Below are 17,416 nucleotides of genomic sequence, written 5' to 3'. Positions count from 1 at the left end.
GGTAGCCGCACGAGCACCCCGGTAGCCGCACGAGCACCCCGGTAGCGGCACGGGCACACCGGTAGCGGACGACAGCCGCCCGTACCCGAGCAGAAAGTGAAGATCAGCAGCAGCGTCAGCATCCGGTGCAGCGGCGAGCCGATCAGGGCTCGGTGCGGCGATGCGGACAGGGCCGCCCGCTCGACGCAGGCCCGCATGACCGGGCTCGACACGCAAGCCCCCAGGCGGCAAGCTCGTCGCGGGACCCGCCTCGACACGATCGCCGCCGTCGCGCCATCCGAGGTGGAACTCCCGGATGGCGGCACGCTCCCACCCGGCGGCCGCCAGGCAGCGGCTGGAACAGCAGGATGGAAGCCCCAACGGTGCCCGGCCGCCCCTCCACCTCCGCGGATCTTGGAGAGAGCAAGGCGGTTGCTTGGGCTCAACCGGTGGCTGCACCACCTCGGGCTTGTTGAGGTGAGGTGATGGCGGCACGGTTGTCGATGCTCGAGCATGAGCAGATCGGGTGGGGTAGAGCGGCGGCCCGGTCGATCAGCCAGATAGCTCGGGCAGCCCCAACGTTGCCCGCGCGAATCTTGGAGAAAGCGGTCGGTTGCCACGGCCCAGCGCCTCAAGATTCACCGCGGCAAGCCGGCGAGCACCTCAGAACGCCGACAAGCCCGTCCCGAGAACGAATCTTGATACGCGCAGACCCTCGCGGCGAAGTCACCCAGATCCGAGCGAACAGGGCCGTGCGGGGTGCGGAAGGGCCTGCGAGCACGGAAACATCAGCAGCCGCCCGTACCCCCGCACGGCCCGGTGCGGCGATGTCCCCGGCGCGATCGAGTCCGACCGAGCCGGATGGAACAACGCACGGACCTCGCGTTCGGCGGGAGCGACGGTCAGCACCATGCAATCAGGCACGACCTGAGGAAGAACGACCCCTCAGGCCCCGGAGATCACCGGGTGGAGATCCTCGCCCGGCGGCATCCAGCTCGCCGCGTCCGCCTCGACCTGCTCCCCCGACCGGATGTCCTTGACCGTGTCCGCCGCCCCGTCCGCGCCCGGGAACCAGACGTACGGGATCCCGCGCCGCTCGGCGAAGCGGATCTGCTTGCCGAACTTCGCCGCCGACGGGGCCACCTCGGTGGGCACCCCGCGCCGGCGCAGCGCCTGGGCGGTCCGGTCGCAGGCCGGGCGCAGCTCCTCGGCCGGCAGGGCCACCACGACGCACGTCGGCACGCTGCGCGAGGCCGTCAGGGCGTTGTGGCCGAACAGCAGCCCCAGCATGCGGGACACGCCGATCGAGATGCCGACGCCCGGGAAGCGCTCGTTGCCCGCGGTGGCCAGGTTCTCGTAGCGGCCGCCGGAGCAGATCGAGCCGAACCGCTCGTAGCCCTGCAGCTGGGTCTCGTAGACCGTGCCGGTGTAGTAGTCCAGGCCGCGGGCGATCTTGAGTTCGGCGCGGATCAGGCCCGGCGCGTGCTCGGCGCCCGCGTCCACGACCCGGACCAGTTCCTCGAGGCCCTCGTCCAGCAGCGGGTTGTCGACGCCGAGGGCGCGGACCGCGTCCACGAAGGAGCCGTCGGTGGCCGAGATCGAGGCCAGCTGCAGGCAGGCCTTCGCCTGGGCGTCGGTCGCCCCGGCGGTCTCGACCAGCAGGGCGGTCACCTTCTCCGGGCCGATCTTGTCGAGCTTGTCGACGGTACGCAGCACCTGGTCGGGATCCGCCAGGCCCAGCCCGCGGTAGAAGCCCTCGCAGACCTTGCGGTTGTTGACCAGGATCGTCGCCTTCGGGATGGGCAGTGAGGCGAACGCGTCCCCTATCACCAGCGGCATCTCGGTGTCGTAGTGGAACGGCAGCGTGTCGCGGTCCACCACGTCGATGTCGGCCTGCAGGAACTCGCGGTAGCGGCCCTCCTGCGGGCGTTCGCCGCGCCACACCTTCTGGATCTGGTAGCGCCGGAACGGGAACTGCAGCTTGCCGCTGTTCTCCAGCACGAAGCGGGCGAACGGCACGGTCAGGTCGAAGTGCAGCCCCAGCGAGTCGTCGGACTGGGCGCCCGGGTCCTCCTGCAGGCGGCGCAGGACGTACACCTCCTTGGAGGTCTCCCCCTTGCGCAGCAGCTGGTCCAGCGGCTCGACGGCGCGGGTCTCCAGCGGCGCGAAGCCGTACAGCTCGAAGGTCGCGCGGATGCGCGCGATGACGTCCTGCTCGATCATCCGCTGCGCGGGCAGCCACTCCGGGAAGCCGGACAGCGGCGTGGGCTTGCTCATGGTGCTGTTCTCCTCGCGGGAAAGGTCTCAGAGACCCCGGCCCGGCGCGCCGGTCAGATCCCGCAGGTACGGGTTCGCCAGGCGCTCGCGGCCGATGGTCGTTTCCGGTCCGTGGCCGGGCAGCACGACGGTGTCGTCGGCCAGCGGCAGGATCTTGTCCCGCAGGCTGACCAGCATCGTGTCGGTGTTTCCGCCCGGCAGGTCGGTGCGGCCGATCGAACCGGCGAAGAGCACGTCACCGGAGAGGCAGATCTGGTCCGCGTCCCAGGACGAGCCGGCGCCGGGCAGCCGGAAGAGCACCGACCCGCCGGTATGGCCGGGCGCGTGGTCGACGGTGATCTCCAGCCCGGCGAGGCTCAGCGTGGCCCCGTCGGTCAGCTCCGCGACGTCCTCGGGCTCGGTGTAGGGCAGCCGGCCGCCGAACAGCTCGGTCAGGTCGACACTCAGGCCCTTGGCCGGGTCGGCGAGCATCTCCCGGTCGGCGGGGTGCACGTACGCCGTGATGCCCCGCGCGCCGCAGACCGGCGCGACGGAGAACGTGTGGTCCAGGTGGCCGTGGGTGAGCAGCACCGCGGCCGGGTGCAGCCGGTGCTGCGCCAGCACCTCGTCGAGGCGGTCCAGCACACCGATGCCCGGATCGACCACCAGGCACTGCTCGCCCGGGCCGGCGGCCACGACGTAGCAGTTGGTGCCGAAGGCGTCGGCCGGAAAGCCGGTGACGAGCACTGCGCACCCCTCTCTCCCGGTCGTTCTCCCCCGCGAAGCCTAGCGGGACGCACCGTACACACCGTGACGGAACCTCGCACACCACATTCCCAGCGGTTACCCGTACACTCTTGCGGGCGTGTGGCGTGGCGCACGCGACAAGAGTTTAAGGAAGGGGAGCACTCGGTGGCTTCCAGCAGGGACCGGGCGCGGAAACTGGCGCGGGAGAAGCTCGACCGGCAGCTGGCCCGCCGGGCGGGCCGGCAGCGCCGGCGGCGGCAGATCCAGGCCGGGCTCGGCGCGGCACTGGCGCTGGCCCTGATCGTGGGCGGGGTGGCGTGGCTCGGCGGCGCGTTCGACAACGACGAGCCGGTCGACCCGACCGCCTCCGAGGTGTGCGCGTGGACCCCGCAGAACGCGGCCTCGAACCCGGACCTCAAGGACGTCGGTCAGCCGCCCAAGAGCGGCATCCCCACCGAGGGCACCCGGCCGATGACGATCACCACCGACAAGGGCGCCCCGATCGTGGTCACGCTGGACCTGGCCGGCGCGCCGTGCACCAGCGCGAGCCTGGCCTACCTGGCGGGCAAGCAGTTCTTCGACAACACCACCTGCCACGAGATCACCGCCGAGGGCGCGATCCGCTGCGGCGACCCGAAGGGCACCGGGCAGGGCGGGCCGTCGTACACGGTCTACAACGAGAACCTGCCGCAGGCCCCGGCGCCGCAGCCCAGCGCCTCGGCCGCGGCGAAGCCGGCGGCGCCGCCGGTCTACCCGAAGGGGACCGTGGCGATGATCGGCAACCCGCCCGGCGCCAACGGCAGCCAGTTCCTGATCTTCTACAAGGATTTCACCCCCAAGGCGGAACCGCAGTACCCGATCGTCGGAACGGTCACCGGCGGCCTGGACACGGTGGCCAAGCTCGGCAAGATCCCCACCGTCGCGAACAGCGCCGGCGACAAGGTCACCCCGAAGGACAAGATCACCGTGCAGAGCATCACCGTCGGCGAACCCAGCACCGCCCCCGCCGTCGCACCCTCGGCCGCCCCCTCGGCGTCCAGCCAGTCCTGAGCTTTCCGGACGACAATCGTCTGCAGACATCCCCTCACCGCACCGAGGCATACAGGAGGAACACCGTGTCGTCGATCAAGGACCGGCAGCGCGCGGCGGCGCGGGCCCGGCTGGAGAAGGAGATGGCCGAGCGGGCCACTGCCGCGCGCAAGCGCCGGCAGCGGCAGGCCATTATCGGCTCGGCCCTCGCGGTCGTGGTGATCGCGGGCGTCGCGGTGTGGATCGTCGCCGCACTGGGCGACGACGACAAGAAGTCGACCTCCGCGGCCGCCCCGCCCCCCGGCACCGTGGCCTGCACGTGGATCCCGGAGGACGGCAGCACGGGCAGCAAGGTCAAGGACGTCGGCACGCCGGCGCTCAACGCCCCCAACATGGGCCGGTCCACGCTCACCATGGACACCAACCTCGGCGCCATCACGGCCGCGGTGGACATGAGCAAGGCGCCGTGCACCGCCGAGGCGTTCACGTACCTGTCGAGCAAGAAGTTCTGGGACAACACCAAGTGCCACCGCCTCACCACCGCGGGCATCAAGGTGCTGCAGTGCGGCGACCCGACCGCCACCGGCAAGGGCTGGCGGCAGAGCGACGGCTCCGGTGGCCCGAGCTTCCGCTACGCGGAGGAGAACCTGCCCACCAACGCCAAGCCGGCGTACCCGAAGGGCACCCTGGCCATGGCGAAGACCTCGGAGCCCAGCACGACGGGCAGCCAGTTCTTCATCGTCTACGAGGACACGGACCTGCCGCCCGACTACACGGTCGTGGGCACGATCACCAAGGGGCTCGACATCGTCGAGAGCGTGGCCAAGGCCGGCAGCGACAACGCCAACGGGCAGGGTGATGGTCATCCCAAGAAGGAGATCACCATCAAGACCCTGACCATGGCCAAGGGTTAGTCCGGTCGATCGGAAAGGCGGACCCTGCGGGGTCCGCCTTTTTGCATGCCGGGGCTCGGGTGAACCTCAGGCGGACACCGCGGCCAGACCGGCCCGGGTGGCCGGGGCGAAACCGCTCCACAGCATCCAGCGGTGGAACCCCCTGACCATCTCCGAGGTGCCGCAGAGCCGCACCCGGTCGGCGCGCAGCGCGGCGGCGAGCGTGGTGCGGCCGATGTAGACGCGGTAAAGGTCGGCGACCGTGCTGGTCACGGTGAGGTCGATCGGCAACTGCGGGTCGGCGGGACAGACCGACACGTCGGACGGTTCCAGGGTCATCCAGATCCGGCGGGCCGCCGGGCCGAGGAACGAGAACTCGATGACGGTCCGGCCCGGCGGCAGCATCGCCTGGTCGACGTGCCGCGAGATGAACAGCATCAACAGTTGCGGGTCGAGCTCGGCCGGCGTCGGGTCGGCCATTACCCAGTGAGCCACCCAGTCACCGAGAACACCCACGACGGGCCGCAGCGCCTCACCCGCGGCGGTGAAGGCGTACCGGCCGTCGGACTGGCGGCAGACGATGCCGTCCCGTTGCAGGCGTTTGAGCCGGGCCGCGAGCACCGAACGGGAGATGCCGGGCAGCCCCCGTTCGAGTGCGGTGAACCGGTGCGGGCCGTACAGCATCTCCCGCACGATCAGCAGGATCCAGCGGTCGCCGAGCAGTTCCGACGCCTTGGCGACGGGACAGTACTGGCCGTAACTGCGCATCTGTTCACCCTGGCACCTGCCCGCTCGGTTCGAAACTCGAACTTCTGACCATCGGTCGTGGCTTCTAGCGTGACCGGCATGACCCAGACAATTGCGCTAGCTTCCAGCCCTCTGGTCGACCCGCTGCCGGAGGTCGAAGCGGTCGGCCGGCCGTCGTTCGTGCTCCGGCCCCATGACTTCGCCCATTGGGAGGCGGCCTTCGAGACGGCCCCGGACCACACGGACCTGGTTCTCGAGCCCGGCGATTACCGGGACTGGGGCACGTGCGTCATCAGACAAGGCAACCGGGCCGGCCACCGACGGCTCGTTCGGTTCGTCGACCCCGCGAAGCGCCCGTGGGAGCGCATAGGCGACGAGGCGCTGACCCAAGGATTCCAGTTCGCCTCCGGGGCCTCCCACTGGGCCGTGCACGGTTTGACCATTCGCGGGCCCGATCTGGCCGGGTCGGTCGTCCGGCGAGGCGCCGAACACATCACCTTCGACTCGTTGCTGATCGAGGACGTCGACAGAGTCAACACGATACGGCTCGTCGGGAACCACTGCACCGTGCAGCAGTGCGTGATCCGCCGGGCCTGGTCACCCACCCACGACGTGATCGCCGTCCTGATAGCGGTGGACGAGGAACCCAACGTCGGCAACCGGGTCCTCGACAACGAGATCTACGACTGCGGCGACGGCGTGGGCGTCACCTGGGACGACCACGGCCCCGACCCGTACCAGGAATGCCTTGATCTGGTCGTGGAGGGCAACGACATCTACCTGACCGAGGCGCGCCACATCCAGCGAGCTACCCGGATCTACGCGACCGCCGAGAACGGCATCGACATCAAGGCCGGTCCGCGAACCAGGACGCAGCCGCTCGAGTTCGTCCACAACCGCATCTGGGGCTTCCGCACACCGGAGCCGGGCTCCGCCCAACGATCCGACGGCGCCGCCGTCACCATCCACCGGGGAGCGCAACGACTCCTCTTCGCCCACAACGTCATCTTCGACTGCCCGATCGCGTTCCACGAAGTCGTGCGCGATCTGGACCACCCCGTCGAGGGCGTCGGGAAGGTGACCGACCCCCGTCAGGGCGACCGGGAGGTGACGCTGCGCTCGAACATCATCTCCTTCATGCATCCCTACAACCCGGAGGATGCGGGCGCCATCCTGCGAACCAGGCTGCCGTTCCGGCTCGAACGGAACTGGTTCTCGCACAGTGGCACGCTGTCCGCGTTACCGAAGGTTTCGCCGACCCACGACATGTTCATGAACAACGTGCTGCACGAGGACACGCCGCTCGGCGCGGCGGTGGCCGACTGGAAGGCCGGTTCGAACTGCGTTCCGCCGGCTGCCGACATGAGGGACGTCCTCATCGAGCGGTGCCGCTGGACGAACCCGGGCCTGGTTCGGCTGCGCAGCGCCGTGTTCCCGCTGTAGGGATCACCAGCGGGTCGTCGCTGCGCGGCGCCCGGCCGGTCAGGCGCCCGAAGTCACCCGGTACGCGTCGAACACGCCGTCCACCTTGCGCACCGCGGCGACCAGGTGGCCCAGGTGTTTCGGGTCGGCCATCTCGAAGGTGAACCGGCTGACCGCCACCCGGTCCCGGGTGGTGGTGACCGTTGCCGACAGGATGTTGACCCGTTCCTCGGAGAGCACCCGGGTCACGTCGGCCAGCAGCTTGTGCCTGTCCAGCGCCTCCACCTGGATCGCCACCAGGAACGTCGACGCCGACGTCGGCTTCCAGCTCACCTCGACCACGCGTTCGCTCTGCTCGCGCAGGTCCTCGGCGTTGGCGCAGTCCTCGCGGTGCACGCTGACGCCCCCGGAGCGGGTCACGAAGCCGAACACGGCGTCGCCCGGCACCGGGGTGCAGCAGCGGGCCAGCTTCACCCAGACGTCGCTGACGTCCTTGACCACCACGCCCGGGTCCTGGGCGGTGCTGCGGTTGCGCGGCGGCCGGGTGGCGACGGCGGTCTCGGCGATGTCCTCGACCGCGCCCTCCTCGCCGCCGAAGCCGGCGACGAGCTTCTGCACGACCGACTGGGCCGAGACCGTGCTCTCGCCGACCGCCGCGTACAGCGACGCGACGTCGGCCAGGTGCAGGTCGCGGGCGATGGTGGTCAGGTTGTCGCTCGTCAGCATGCGCTGCAGGGGCAGACCCTGCTTGCGCATCGCCTTGACGATCGCCTCCTTGCCGTCCTCGATCGCTTCCTCGCGGCGCTCCTTGTTGAAGTACTGGCGGATCTTGGTGCGCGCGCGGGGGCTCTTGACGAAGCCGAGCCAGTCCTGGGTCGGGCCGGCCGTGGCCGACTTCGAGGTGAAGATCTCGATGACGTCGCCGTTGGACAGCGTCGACTCCAGCGGCACCAGCTTGCCGTTCACCCGGGCGCCGATGGTCTTGTGGCCGACCTCGGTGTGCACCGCGTACGCGAAGTCCACCGGCGTCGAACCGGTCGGCAGCGGGATGACGTCGCCCTTGGGGGTGAAGACGTACACCTCCTGGCTGGACAGGTCGAAGCGCAGCGCGTCCAGGAACTCGCTGGGGTCGCTCGCCTCGCGCTGCCAGTCCAGCAGCTGCCGCAGCCACGTCATCTCGTCGATGTGCGCGGGCGGGCCGACGATCGTGGCGCCCTTCTGCTCCTTGTACTTCCAGTGCGCGGCGATGCCGAACTCGGCCGTACGGTGCATCGCGAAGGTCCGGATCTGCATCTCGACCGGCTTGCCGGTCGGGCCGATGACCGTCGTGTGCAACGACTGGTACATGTTGAACTTCGGCATCGCGATGTAGTCCTTGAACCGGCCCGGCACCGGCTGCCAGTTCGCGTGGATGACGCCCAGCGCGGCGTAGCAGTCGCGGACCGTGTCGACCAGGATGCGCACGCCGACCAGGTCGTAGATGTCGTTGAAGTCGCGACCCCGGACGATCATCTTCTGGTAGATCGAGTACAGGTGCTTGGGCCGGCCGGTGGTCTCGGCCTTGATCTTCGCCGACTTCAGGTCGAGCTGCACCCGCTGGGTGACCTGCCGCAGCAGCGCCTCGCGCTGCGGCTGGTGCTCGCCGATCAGGCGGTTGATCTCCTCGAACCGCTTCGGGAACAGCGTGCCGAAGGCGAGGTCCTCGAGCTCCCACTTGATCGTGTTCATGCCGAGGCGGTGGGCCAGCGGGGCCAGGATCTCCAGCGTCTCCTTGGCCTTCTGCTCCTGCTTGGGCCGCGGCAGGAAGGTCAGGGTACGCATGTTGTGCAGCCGGTCGGCCAGCTTGATCACCAGCACCCGGGGGTCCTTGGCCATCGCGACGACCATCTTGCGGATCGTCTCGGCCTTGGCCGCGTCGCCCAGCTTGACCCGGTCGAGCTTGGTGACGCCGTCGACCAGCAGCGCGACCTCGGCCCCGAAATCGGCCTTCATCTGCTCCAGGCCGTAGTCGGTGTCCTCGATCGTGTCGTGCAGCAGGGCCGCGACCAGCGTGGTGGTGTCCATGCCGAGGTTGGCCAGGATGGTGGCGACCGCGAGCGGGTGGGTGATGTACGGGTCACCGGACTTGCGGTACTGCCCCGAGTGCCAGCGGGCGGCGACGTCGAAGGCCCGCTGCAGCGCCCGCCCGTCCGCCTTGGGGTGGCTGGCCCGGTGGGTCGCGATCAGGGGCTCGAGGACCTCGCTGACCTGGGTGCTCTGCCAGGGGGCGTTGAACCGCGCGAGCCGGGCCCGGACCCGCCGCCCGGTGGGCGCGCTGGCCAGGCCGAAACCGCTGGTCGGCTCGTCGGCCGGGGACAGCGGCTGGGTGGCCTCGAGGTCGTGCGCCTCCCCGGTGGCCGGGGCCTCGGACTTCGGGGCCCGGGTGCCCGGGGGTTGAGCCTTCGGGGCTTGCTCAGCCTGCTCGGACGCCTTCGCGCCGGTCGGCTGCTCCGTGCCCTCCGTCGGAGGGGCGACGTCGCTGGACACCGGCCTCCTCACACCATCGCCGGGACCACCGGTCATCCTCGACCGGTCCGGTCCACCACCATTGCTCACCTTGATGAGAACGCCATCCTACCCGTCCGCCCTTCCCCGATGACCCGGCCCGAGCCGCCGGAACCGCAGCGGGACCCGGGGCAGATACGGATCAAACGGTCAGCAGAGCATGGACCGTACGCGGCGCCAGCCGCCGGCGGCCCTCCAGGAAGCTCAGCTCCATCAGCACCGTGAAGCCGGAGACGATGCCGCCGGCCCGCTCGACCAGCTCCAGCGCCGCCCCGGCCGTGCCGCCGGTGGCCAGCACGTCGTCGACCACCAGCACCCGCTGCCCGGCCACGAACGCGTCCTCGTGCACCTCGAGGGTGGCCTCGCCGTACTCCAGCTCGTAGGACGCCGAGTGGGTGCGGCGGGGCAGCTTGCCGGCCTTGCGGACCGGCACGACGCCCTTGCCGGTGGCGTAGGCCATCGCCGCGGCGATCACGAACCCGCGCGCCTCCACGCCCGCCACCACGTCGAACGAGTCGGCGCCGTGGTACGCCACGATCCCGTCGATCATCCGGCGGAACACCGGGCCGTCGGAGAACAGCGGCATCAGGTCCTTGAACACGATGCCCGGTTTCGGGAAGTCGGGCACGTCCACGACCCGGCTGGCCACCAGCGCCGCCACCTCGGGACCGCTGTCCCCGCGTACCTCATCAGTCTGGGTCACGCGGCACAGCCTAGACAGGCCGACGGCCCGCCACCGAAGCGGTGGCGGGCCGGGCGGGACGTGCGGATGCTCAGCGGCGCTTCTGGCCGCCGCTGGGCCGGTTGCCCGCGCCGCCGCGCGGGTTGTTGCGCTTGGCGGCGGGACGCACCCCGGGGCGGGGCGTGGACCCGGCCAGGGCCGGCACCTCGTCGGACGGGGTCGTGTTGGCCGTGCGGGCGCGCTCGCCGCGGGCCACGTCGCCCGACCGGGCGCCGGAGCGCCGGGCCAGGACCCGGGCGGTGTGCGACTTGATCCGCGGCTCCTGGTCCTTGAGCGCGGACAGCATCGGGGCCGCGAACATGATCGAGGAGAGCACGCCGAGCCCCATGCCGACGAACAGCACCAGGCCGAGGTCCTTCAGCGAGCCGGCGCCGAGCAGACCGGCGCCGATGAAGAGCAGGCCGCCGACCGGCAGCAGCGCCACCAGACCGGTGTTGATCGAGCGCATCAGGGTCTGGTTCACGGCGAGGTTGGTCGCCTCGCTGTACGTCTGGGTACCGCTCGCGGTGATGCCGCGGGTGTTCTCCTGCACCTTGTCGAACACCACGACCACGTCGTAGAGCGAGAAGCCCAGGATCGTCAGGAAGCCGATCACCGTGGACGGCGTCACCTCGAAGCCGACCAGCGAGTAGACGCCCGCCGTCAGCACCAGGTCGAGCAGCAGCGACATCACGGCCGCGACCGCCATCCGCCACTCGAACCGCACCACCAGGTAGCCGAGCACCAGCACCAGGAAGATGCCCAGGCCGAGCAGGGCCTGCTGGGTCACCTGGGTGCCCCAGGCGGCCGAGACCCGGTTGTCGCTGATGTCGCCCGCCGGCACCTTGAGGTCCTTGACCAGCGCCTCCTTCACGGCGCTGGACTCGTCCTGGCTCAGCGCCGCGGTGCGGACCGTGTACGTCGCGTCCGGGCCGTTGCCGACCTTCTGCGCCGCGCCGATGTTCGCCGCCTCGGCCACGCCGGCGCTCTCGACCGCCCGGGCCACCGCGCTCTGCGCCTCGGCCTGGGTGCCGACACTGGCCGGGATCACGAACTGGGTGCCGCCGGCGAACTCGATGCCGAGGTGGAAGCCCCGGATCAGGAAGCTGCCCAGCGCGACCAGCACCAGGGCGGAGGCGATGGCGAACCACAGCTTGCGCCGGCCGACGATGTTCAGGTTCGCCTCGCCGCGGTACAGGCGATCGGCAAAACCCTTGCTGGCCATGTCAGGCCTCCTTGACGTCGGTCGGGGCGCGCTTGAGGGCGCGGCCGAGGCCGCTGACCCGCGGCGACATGAACGCCTTCGTGTTGGCGAACAAGGTCATGATCGGGTGCCGGAAGAGGAACACCACGACCAGGTCCAGGATCGTGGACAGACCCAGCGCGAAGGCGAACCCCTTCACCGCGCCGATCGACACGATGTAGAGCACCACCGCCGCCATGATGGTGATGGTGTTCGCGGAGATGATGGTACGCCGGGCCCGGGCCCAGGCCCGCGGGACGGCGCTGCGCGCGCTGCGCCCCTCGTGGATCTCGTCCTTGAGCCGCTCGAAGTAGATGACGAACGAGTCCGCCGCCACACCGAGCGAGACGATGAAGCCGGCTATGCCCGCCAAGGTCAGCGTGAAGCCCGTCGCCCGGCCCAGCACGACCAGCGCGCCGAAGGTCAGCAGGCCGGACAGGATCAGGCTCAGGAAGATGACCGTGCCCAGCAGCCGGTAGTAGAAGAACGAGTAGATCGCCACCAGCGCCATGCCGATCGCGGCGGCCAGCAGGCCCGCCTCCAGCTGCTGCTTGCCCAGCGTCGCGGAGACCGACTGGGTGGCGGCCGGCTCGAAGGTGACCGGCAGCGCGCCGTACTTGATCTGGTCGGCCAGCTCCTTGGCCGACCCCGCGTTGAACTGGCCGGTGATCTGCGACTGGCCGGTCAGCACGCCCTGGATCTCCGGGGCGGAGATGACCGTCTTGTCGAGCACCACGGCGACCAGGCAGTGCGTGGCGCCGGTGGACAGCGCCTGCGCGGCGGCCACGCAGGTGTCGTCAGCGGCCGGCTGGAACGCCTCCCGGGTGAGCGCCGTCCACTTGGACTGGCCGTCGCTGGTGAAGTCCAGCGAGACGACCCACTGGCCCTGCTGCTGGTCGAGCTGCGGGGTGGCGGTGTCGATGTCGGTGCCGACCACCTTGGCGACGTCCAGGTACATCTTGGCGCCGCTCTGGCAGGCCACGACCTTCTGGTTGATCGCGTCGATGGCGCCGTTGGGCCGCTTGTCGAGCTGGTTCTCGCAGCCGATCGTCGGGACGTTGAACTGCATCTCCGGCGTCAGCGCGTTGACCTCGAGGCCGGTGAGCGTGCCGAAGGCCTTGAACGGCAGCCCGGCGGCCGGGTTGGTGGACAGGTCCACCGGGTCGGTCAGCTTCTCGGCCGCCGCCCAGGCGGCCGGGCCGACCTTCTTCTCGATGGCCGCGCGCTGCTCCTTGACGTCGGTCGTGACCGGCGCCGGCGCCGCGGCGGAGGCCGACGGGGTCGGCGCGGGGGCGGACGGGGTCGCGCTCGGGCTCGGGGCCTTCTCGCCGCCGCCCTGGCCGCCGGTGGACGCCGACGGCGCGGCGCTGCCGGTGACCTTCGGGGCGGTGCCGGCGCTCGCGCTGGGCGCGGCGCCACCGCTGGGCGCGGCGCTCGCGGTCGGCGGGTTGGCCGCCACGGCGGCGTTGTCGCCGGTCGCCTTCAGCACCTTGCGGAAGCGCATCTGCGCCGCCTGGCCGACGTTCTTGAGCTGGTCGTCGGCCTCGCCGGCCACGGACACCACGATGTTGCGGTTGCCCTCGACGACCACCTCGGCCTCGGCCACACCCAGCGCGTTGACCCGCTGGTCGATGATCTTGCGGGCCTCCTCCATGCTGGTCTGCGGCGGCGGCTGGCCGTTGGACTGCAGCGAGGCCACGTACGTGGCCTGGGTGCCGCCGACGAGGTCGAGGCCCAGCTTGGGCTGCAACCGGTCGTGGATGCTGCCCTTGGCCCCCGCCCCGAAGAAGACGAGCGCGTAGAGGATGGCGAAGAGGAGACCGAGCACGGCGAGCTGCCGCCCGGGATGCATCTGTCCCTGTGGTGGTCGTGCCACGACTGTCGATCTCCTCGTTGCTTTACGGCCGCAGCGGGAGCGCGCGGCGCTGGGGATGAATCCGGGGGCGGGCGGGCATCCGGCCGGTCACCCGCGAACGCGGGCTTCCGGCCGATTTGCCCGGCGACGATTATTCACAACAACGAGCCGCCCGGCTGCCCCGCCTCGCGGCCGAGGGCGTTTTTCCGGCCCGGGCAGCCGGTGCGTCAGTCGTTGTTCTTGCGGGTCTCGACGACCGGGCTCTCGATCGGCGCGGGCTCGTCGACCGGGTCGGTGGCGACCGGCTCGTCGTCGGCGACGACCTCGTCGGCGGGCGTCTGCTTGACCACCCGGGCGATCGCCGGACGGGCGAAGCGGGCGTGCACCCCCGGCGAGATCTCCACGGTCACCACGTCGTCCGCCACGTCCACCACCGTCGCGTGCAGGCCGCCGATCGTGACGATCTCGTCGCCGGCGCCGAGCGCGGACTGCATCTGCTGGGCCTCACGGCGCCGCTTCTGCTGCGGGCGGATCATCATGAAATACATGACGCCGAAGAGCAGGACGATCAGAAGCAGCGGCGTGAAACTGCCACCGCCCTGCGCTTGAGCTGCGAGATACACGAAGTTGACCTTCCATGGGGGCACGCGACGGGGCTATGTCCACATCCCGTTCGAACGGCGGCGAGTCTAATCCCTCAACCTGGGAAGTCGGACAGCGGCACACGTCACGTTCACATTACGGAGAGCTTTCCGCATCCCGGGCGAACAGGTCAGGCTGCTGCGGGAGCACACCCCGGCCCTCCGGCGGCCGCTTGCCCAGGTGCTTCCAGCCGGCGTCGGTGGCGACCCGGCCCCGCGGCGTACGGGCGAGCAACCCGGCCCGGACCAGGAACGGCTCGCACACCTCCTCCACGGTGTCGGACTGCTCCCCCACCGCGACGGCCAGCGTCGAGAGCCCGACCGGCCCGCCCCGGAACGACTCGATCAGCGCCCGCAGCACCGCACGGTCCAGCCGGTCCAGGCCGAGCTGATCGACGTCGTACACGGTCAGCGCGGCCTTGGCGGTCCCCTCGTCGACGATGCCGTCGCCGCGCACCTCGGCGTAGTCGCGCACCCGGCGCAGCAGCCGGTTGGCGATGCGCGGGGTGCCCCGGGAACGCCCGGCGATCTCGGCCGCGCCCTCCGGGGTGATCGGCACGCCGAGGATGCGCGCCGAGCGGTGCAGCAGCGCGTCCAGGTCGGCGGGCGAGTAGAAGTCGAGGTGCGCCACGAAGCCGAACCGGTCGCGCATCGGCCCGGAGAGCAACCCGGCCCGGGTGGTCGCGCCGACCAGCGTGAACGGCTCCACGTCGAGCGGGATGGCGGTGGCCCCGGGCCCCTTGCCCACGACCACGTCCACCCGGAAGTCCTCCATGGCGCTGTAGAGCAGCTCCTCGGCGGGCTTGGCGATGCGGTGGATCTCGTCGATGAACAGCACGTCGCCCTCGGCCAGGCCGGTGAGGATGGCCGCGAGGTCGCCGGAGCGCTCGATGACCGGGCCGCTGGTGGTGCGGATGCCGGTGCCCAGCTCCGCGGCGACGATGTTGGCCAGGGTCGTCTTGCCGAGCCCGGGCGGCCCCGACAGCAGGATGTGGTCGGGCGGCGTACCCCGGCCCATCGCGCCCTTGAGCAGCAGCTCCAGCTGATCGCGGACCCGGTGCTGGGCGATGAAGTCGGCCAGCCGGCGGGGCCGGACGCTGGCCTCGGCGTCCAGCTCCGCGTCCTCGGCGAACGGCGAGACCAGGTCCTCGGCGTCGTCGCTCATCGGGTGCGTCCCAGCAGGCGGATCGCCTGGCGCAGCAGCACCGGCACCGCCGGCACCTCACCGTCGATCGACTCGGCGACCGCGGCGACCGCCTGGTCGGCCTGCTGGGCCGACCAGCCGAGGGCGACGACGCCCTGGCGCACCTGCTCCTGCCAGCCGCCGCTGAGCGAGCCGGCCACCCCGTCGGGACCGGTGGACACCGCGCCGATGCGGTCGCGCAGCTCCAGCACGAGGCGCTCGGCGCCCTTCTTGCCGATCCCGGGCACCCGGGTCAGGGTGGCGATGTCCCCACTGGACACCGCCCGCCGCACGACCTCGGGCTGGTGCACCGCGAGCACCGCCTGGGCCAGCCGCGGGCCGACCCCGCTGGCCGTCTGGAGCAGCTCGAACAGGTGCTTCTCGTCGTCGTCGGCGAAGCCGTACAGGGTGAGCGAGTCCTCGCGCACGACCATGCTGGTCGACAGCCGCGCCTCGGCGCCGGCGCGGAGCCCGGCCAGGGTGGCGGGCGCGCACTGCACCTGCAGGCCGACCCCGCCGACCTCGATCACGGCGCTGTCGGTGGCGATCGCGGCCACCACGCCGCGCACGCTGGCGATCATCGTCGGGGTCCTCCCCTGCGAGCGGATGCGGCGGCCAGGGCGGCCGCCTGGATGCGGGCGCGGGTGCCACCGCGCCAGATGTGACAGATGGCCAGCGCCAGGGCGTCGGCGGCGTCGGCCGGGCGCGGCGGGGCGTCGAGCTGGAGCAGCCGGGTGACCATGGCGGTGACCTGGGCCTTGCCGGCCGTGCCGGAGCCGGTGACGGCAGCCTTGACCTCGCTGGGCGTGTAGGTCTGCACGGGCAGCCCGGCCCGCGACCCGGCCAGGATGGCGACGGCGCTGGCCTGGGCGGTGCCCATCACGGTGCGCACGTTGTGCTGGCTGAAGACCCGCTCGACGGCGACGCTGTCGGGCCGGTGCTCGGCGACCAGCTCGCCGAGGGACTTGTCGAGGTGCAGCAGCCGCAGCGCGATGTCCTCGTCGGGCTCGGAGTAGACGACGTAGTAGCCGATGAGCTTGCCCGGCCGCCCGGGGACGCCCTCGACCACGCCGACGCCGCACCGGGTCAACCCCGGGTCGATGCCGAGCACCCGCACCAGAACCCCCCTCGGACGTGTGTTCGACACCCTATGGGATGGGGGCGGAGGCGCCGCAGCCGACACACGTGCCCGGAGAAGATCAATCAAAGTCAAGATCAAGATGTCGTGCCTGGTTGCATGGTGCGGACCGTCGCTCCCGCCGAACGCGAGGTCCGTGCGTGGTCTCGTCGCGCCCGCTGGTTGCCGGACGGCCCGCCGGCCGCCGGCTCCGGCGCGGGCCGCGGGCTCCGGCGCGGGCCGCGGGCTCCGGCGCGGGCCGCGGGCTGCGGCGCGGGCCGCGGGCTCCGGCCCCAGCCCCGGCACCGGCCGCGGGTTTTGGAACCGGCCGCAAGCTTCGGCACCGGCCGCAGGCACCGGCACCGGCACCGGCCGCGGGCACCGGCACCGGCCGCGGGCACCGGCACCGGCCGCGGGCTCCGGCACCGGCCCCGGGCTCCGGCACCGGCCGCGGGCGGGTCACCCGGGCCGCTTGCGCGGGGCCGGGGGTGCGCCGACCATGGGACCAGGAGGTCGCCATGGCTCACCTCATCCCGCCGATGGACGACGAGCCGCCGCCGGAGTTCCTGGCCTTCGTGGTGGCCCGCTCCCCCGCGCTGCGCAGCGAGGCCGCCCGGCTGATCGGCGGCGACCGCGCGGCGCCGGAGCTGTCCATGCAGGTTCTGACCGACCTGGCCGGGCGGTGGCGCTGGCTGACCCCGCTCGGCCGGCTCACCCGCCGCGACGCGGCCGCCGAATACCTGGACCGCCGCCTGACGGCCCGGACCAGGCAGTGGCGCGAGGACCAGATCTACCCGGTCGAGGTCCGGGTCCTGGGCGACGCCGACTGGCGGTCCCCGGCCGAGGGCGACCCGGCGCCCGCCCCGATCGCGCCGCCGTGGTCCGACCCGGCGAGCGAACCGACGGCCTCCCGCACGACCACCGCCACTGCTCAGGTCGAGCGCCCACCCGCCGCCACGCAGTTCCAGCGCCCGGCCGCCCCCAGCGCACAGTTGCAGCGCCCGGCCGCGCCCAGCGCGCAGTTCCAGCGCCCCGCCGC

At 71.5% G+C, this 17,416-nt stretch carries 14 protein-coding genes and 2 pseudogenes; 4 read left to right on the top strand and 12 right to left on the bottom strand.

The window, feature by feature from the left end; all coding sequences use genetic code 11:
* From Ani05nite_RS09120 to Ani05nite_RS09110, 3 genes are all read right to left on the bottom strand, one after another.
* On the bottom strand, positions 1-212 hold a 212-nt coding region (locus tag Ani05nite_RS09120; protein ID WP_203766775.1), incomplete at its 3' end, for a hypothetical protein.
* Positions 213-924: 712 nt separating this feature from the next.
* Positions 925-2,256, bottom strand: coding sequence for a histidine--tRNA ligase (gene hisS, locus Ani05nite_RS09115; protein ID WP_203766773.1), 1,332 nt, complete (start codon positions 2,254-2,256; stop codon positions 925-927).
* A gap of 27 nt (positions 2,257-2,283) precedes the next feature.
* Entirely contained in the window at positions 2,284-2,982 is a 699-nt protein-coding gene (locus Ani05nite_RS09110; protein WP_203766771.1) for an MBL fold metallo-hydrolase, read from the bottom strand.
* A 165-nt stretch (positions 2,983-3,147) separates the two neighbouring features.
* Between Ani05nite_RS09110 and Ani05nite_RS09105 the strand changes: the two genes are divergently transcribed.
* Entirely contained in the window at positions 3,148-4,032 is an 885-nt protein-coding gene (locus Ani05nite_RS09105; RefSeq protein ID WP_203766769.1) for a peptidylprolyl isomerase, read from the top strand.
* Positions 4,033-4,097: 65 nt separating this feature from the next.
* Complete coding sequence (locus Ani05nite_RS09100; RefSeq protein ID WP_203766767.1) at positions 4,098-4,925, top strand: peptidylprolyl isomerase; 828 nt, start codon at positions 4,098-4,100, stop codon at positions 4,923-4,925.
* Between the two features lie 66 nt (positions 4,926-4,991).
* Here Ani05nite_RS09100 and Ani05nite_RS09095 read toward each other — a convergent pair whose 3' ends face one another.
* A complete protein-coding gene (locus tag Ani05nite_RS09095) occupies positions 4,992-5,672 on the bottom strand; it encodes a winged helix-turn-helix transcriptional regulator (RefSeq protein WP_203766765.1) in 681 nt (226 codons plus the stop codon).
* Between the two features lie 69 nt (positions 5,673-5,741).
* Here Ani05nite_RS09095 and Ani05nite_RS09090 point away from each other — a divergent pair, with 69 nt between their 5' ends.
* Entirely contained in the window at positions 5,742-7,094 is a 1,353-nt protein-coding gene (locus Ani05nite_RS09090) for a hypothetical protein (protein ID WP_203766763.1), read from the top strand.
* A gap of 39 nt (positions 7,095-7,133) precedes the next feature.
* Here Ani05nite_RS09090 and Ani05nite_RS09085 read toward each other — a convergent pair whose 3' ends face one another.
* From Ani05nite_RS09085 to ruvC, 8 genes and pseudogenes are all read right to left on the bottom strand, one after another.
* Positions 7,134-9,599 carry a RelA/SpoT family protein gene (locus Ani05nite_RS09085; protein WP_203766761.1) on the bottom strand — a complete coding sequence of 822 codons (2,466 nt, stop codon included), beginning with the start codon at positions 9,597-9,599 and terminating at the stop codon, positions 7,134-7,136.
* Positions 9,600-9,759: 160 nt separating this feature from the next.
* Positions 9,760-10,320 carry an adenine phosphoribosyltransferase gene (locus Ani05nite_RS09080; RefSeq protein ID WP_203766760.1) on the bottom strand — a complete coding sequence of 187 codons (561 nt, stop codon included), beginning with the start codon at positions 10,318-10,320 and terminating at the stop codon, positions 9,760-9,762.
* 70 nt (positions 10,321-10,390) lie between these two features.
* Positions 10,391-11,563, bottom strand: a complete 1,173-nt coding sequence (gene secF, locus Ani05nite_RS09075) for a protein translocase subunit SecF (RefSeq protein WP_203766759.1) — start codon at positions 11,561-11,563, stop codon at positions 10,391-10,393.
* 1 nt (position 11,564) lies between these two features.
* Entirely contained in the window at positions 11,565-13,433 is a 1,869-nt protein-coding gene (gene secD, locus Ani05nite_RS09070; RefSeq protein ID WP_203766779.1) for a protein translocase subunit SecD, read from the bottom strand.
* 293 nt (positions 13,434-13,726) lie between these two features.
* A pseudogene (gene yajC, locus Ani05nite_RS09065) lies at positions 13,727-14,059 on the bottom strand (preprotein translocase subunit YajC); the annotation flags it as partial.
* A gap of 115 nt (positions 14,060-14,174) precedes the next feature.
* Positions 14,175-15,242, bottom strand: a complete 1,068-nt coding sequence (ruvB, locus tag Ani05nite_RS09060; protein ID WP_203766758.1) for a Holliday junction branch migration DNA helicase RuvB — start codon at positions 15,240-15,242, stop codon at positions 14,175-14,177.
* Positions 15,239-15,841 carry a Holliday junction branch migration protein RuvA gene (gene ruvA / locus Ani05nite_RS09055; protein WP_203766757.1) on the bottom strand — a complete coding sequence of 201 codons (603 nt, stop codon included), beginning with the start codon at positions 15,839-15,841 and terminating at the stop codon, positions 15,239-15,241. Before ruvA ends, ruvB begins: the two co-directional genes overlap by 4 nt.
* A complete protein-coding gene (gene ruvC / locus Ani05nite_RS09050; protein WP_203766755.1) occupies positions 15,838-16,377 on the bottom strand; it encodes a crossover junction endodeoxyribonuclease RuvC in 540 nt (179 codons plus the stop codon). The genes ruvA and ruvC overlap by 4 nt, the downstream gene beginning before the upstream one ends.
* Before the next feature lie 518 nt (positions 16,378-16,895).
* Between ruvC and Ani05nite_RS09045 the strand changes: the two are divergent.
* Positions 16,896-17,416 (top strand): annotated as a pseudogene (locus Ani05nite_RS09045) (hypothetical protein); the annotation flags it as partial.

Origin of the sequence: Actinoplanes nipponensis, assembly GCF_016862275.1 — a bacterium.
GTDB lineage: Bacteria > Actinomycetota > Actinomycetes > Mycobacteriales > Micromonosporaceae > Actinoplanes > Actinoplanes nipponensis.
The sequence above is the reverse complement of the archived record's forward strand: the minus strand, read 5'-3'. Positions and strand labels throughout refer to the sequence as shown.

What these genes read in the sequence shown, in the direction of transcription:
- hisS (WP_203766773.1), bottom strand. Translation starts at nt 2,256, where the DNA reads ATGAGCAAGCCCACGCCGCTGTCCGGCTTCCCGGAGTGGCTGCCCGCG.
- Ani05nite_RS09095 (WP_203766765.1), bottom strand. Translation starts at nt 5,672, where the DNA reads ATGCGCAGTTACGGCCAGTACTGTCCCGTCGCCAAGGCGTCGGAACTG.
- secF (WP_203766759.1), bottom strand. Translation starts at nt 11,563, where the DNA reads ATGGCCAGCAAGGGTTTTGCCGATCGCCTGTACCGCGGCGAGGCGAAC.
- secD (WP_203766779.1), bottom strand. Translation starts at nt 13,433, where the DNA reads ATGCATCCCGGGCGGCAGCTCGCCGTGCTCGGTCTCCTCTTCGCCATC.
- ruvB (WP_203766758.1), bottom strand. Translation starts at nt 15,242, where the DNA reads ATGAGCGACGACGCCGAGGACCTGGTCTCGCCGTTCGCCGAGGACGCG.
- ruvA (WP_203766757.1), bottom strand. Translation starts at nt 15,841, where the DNA reads ATGATCGCCAGCGTGCGCGGCGTGGTGGCCGCGATCGCCACCGACAGC.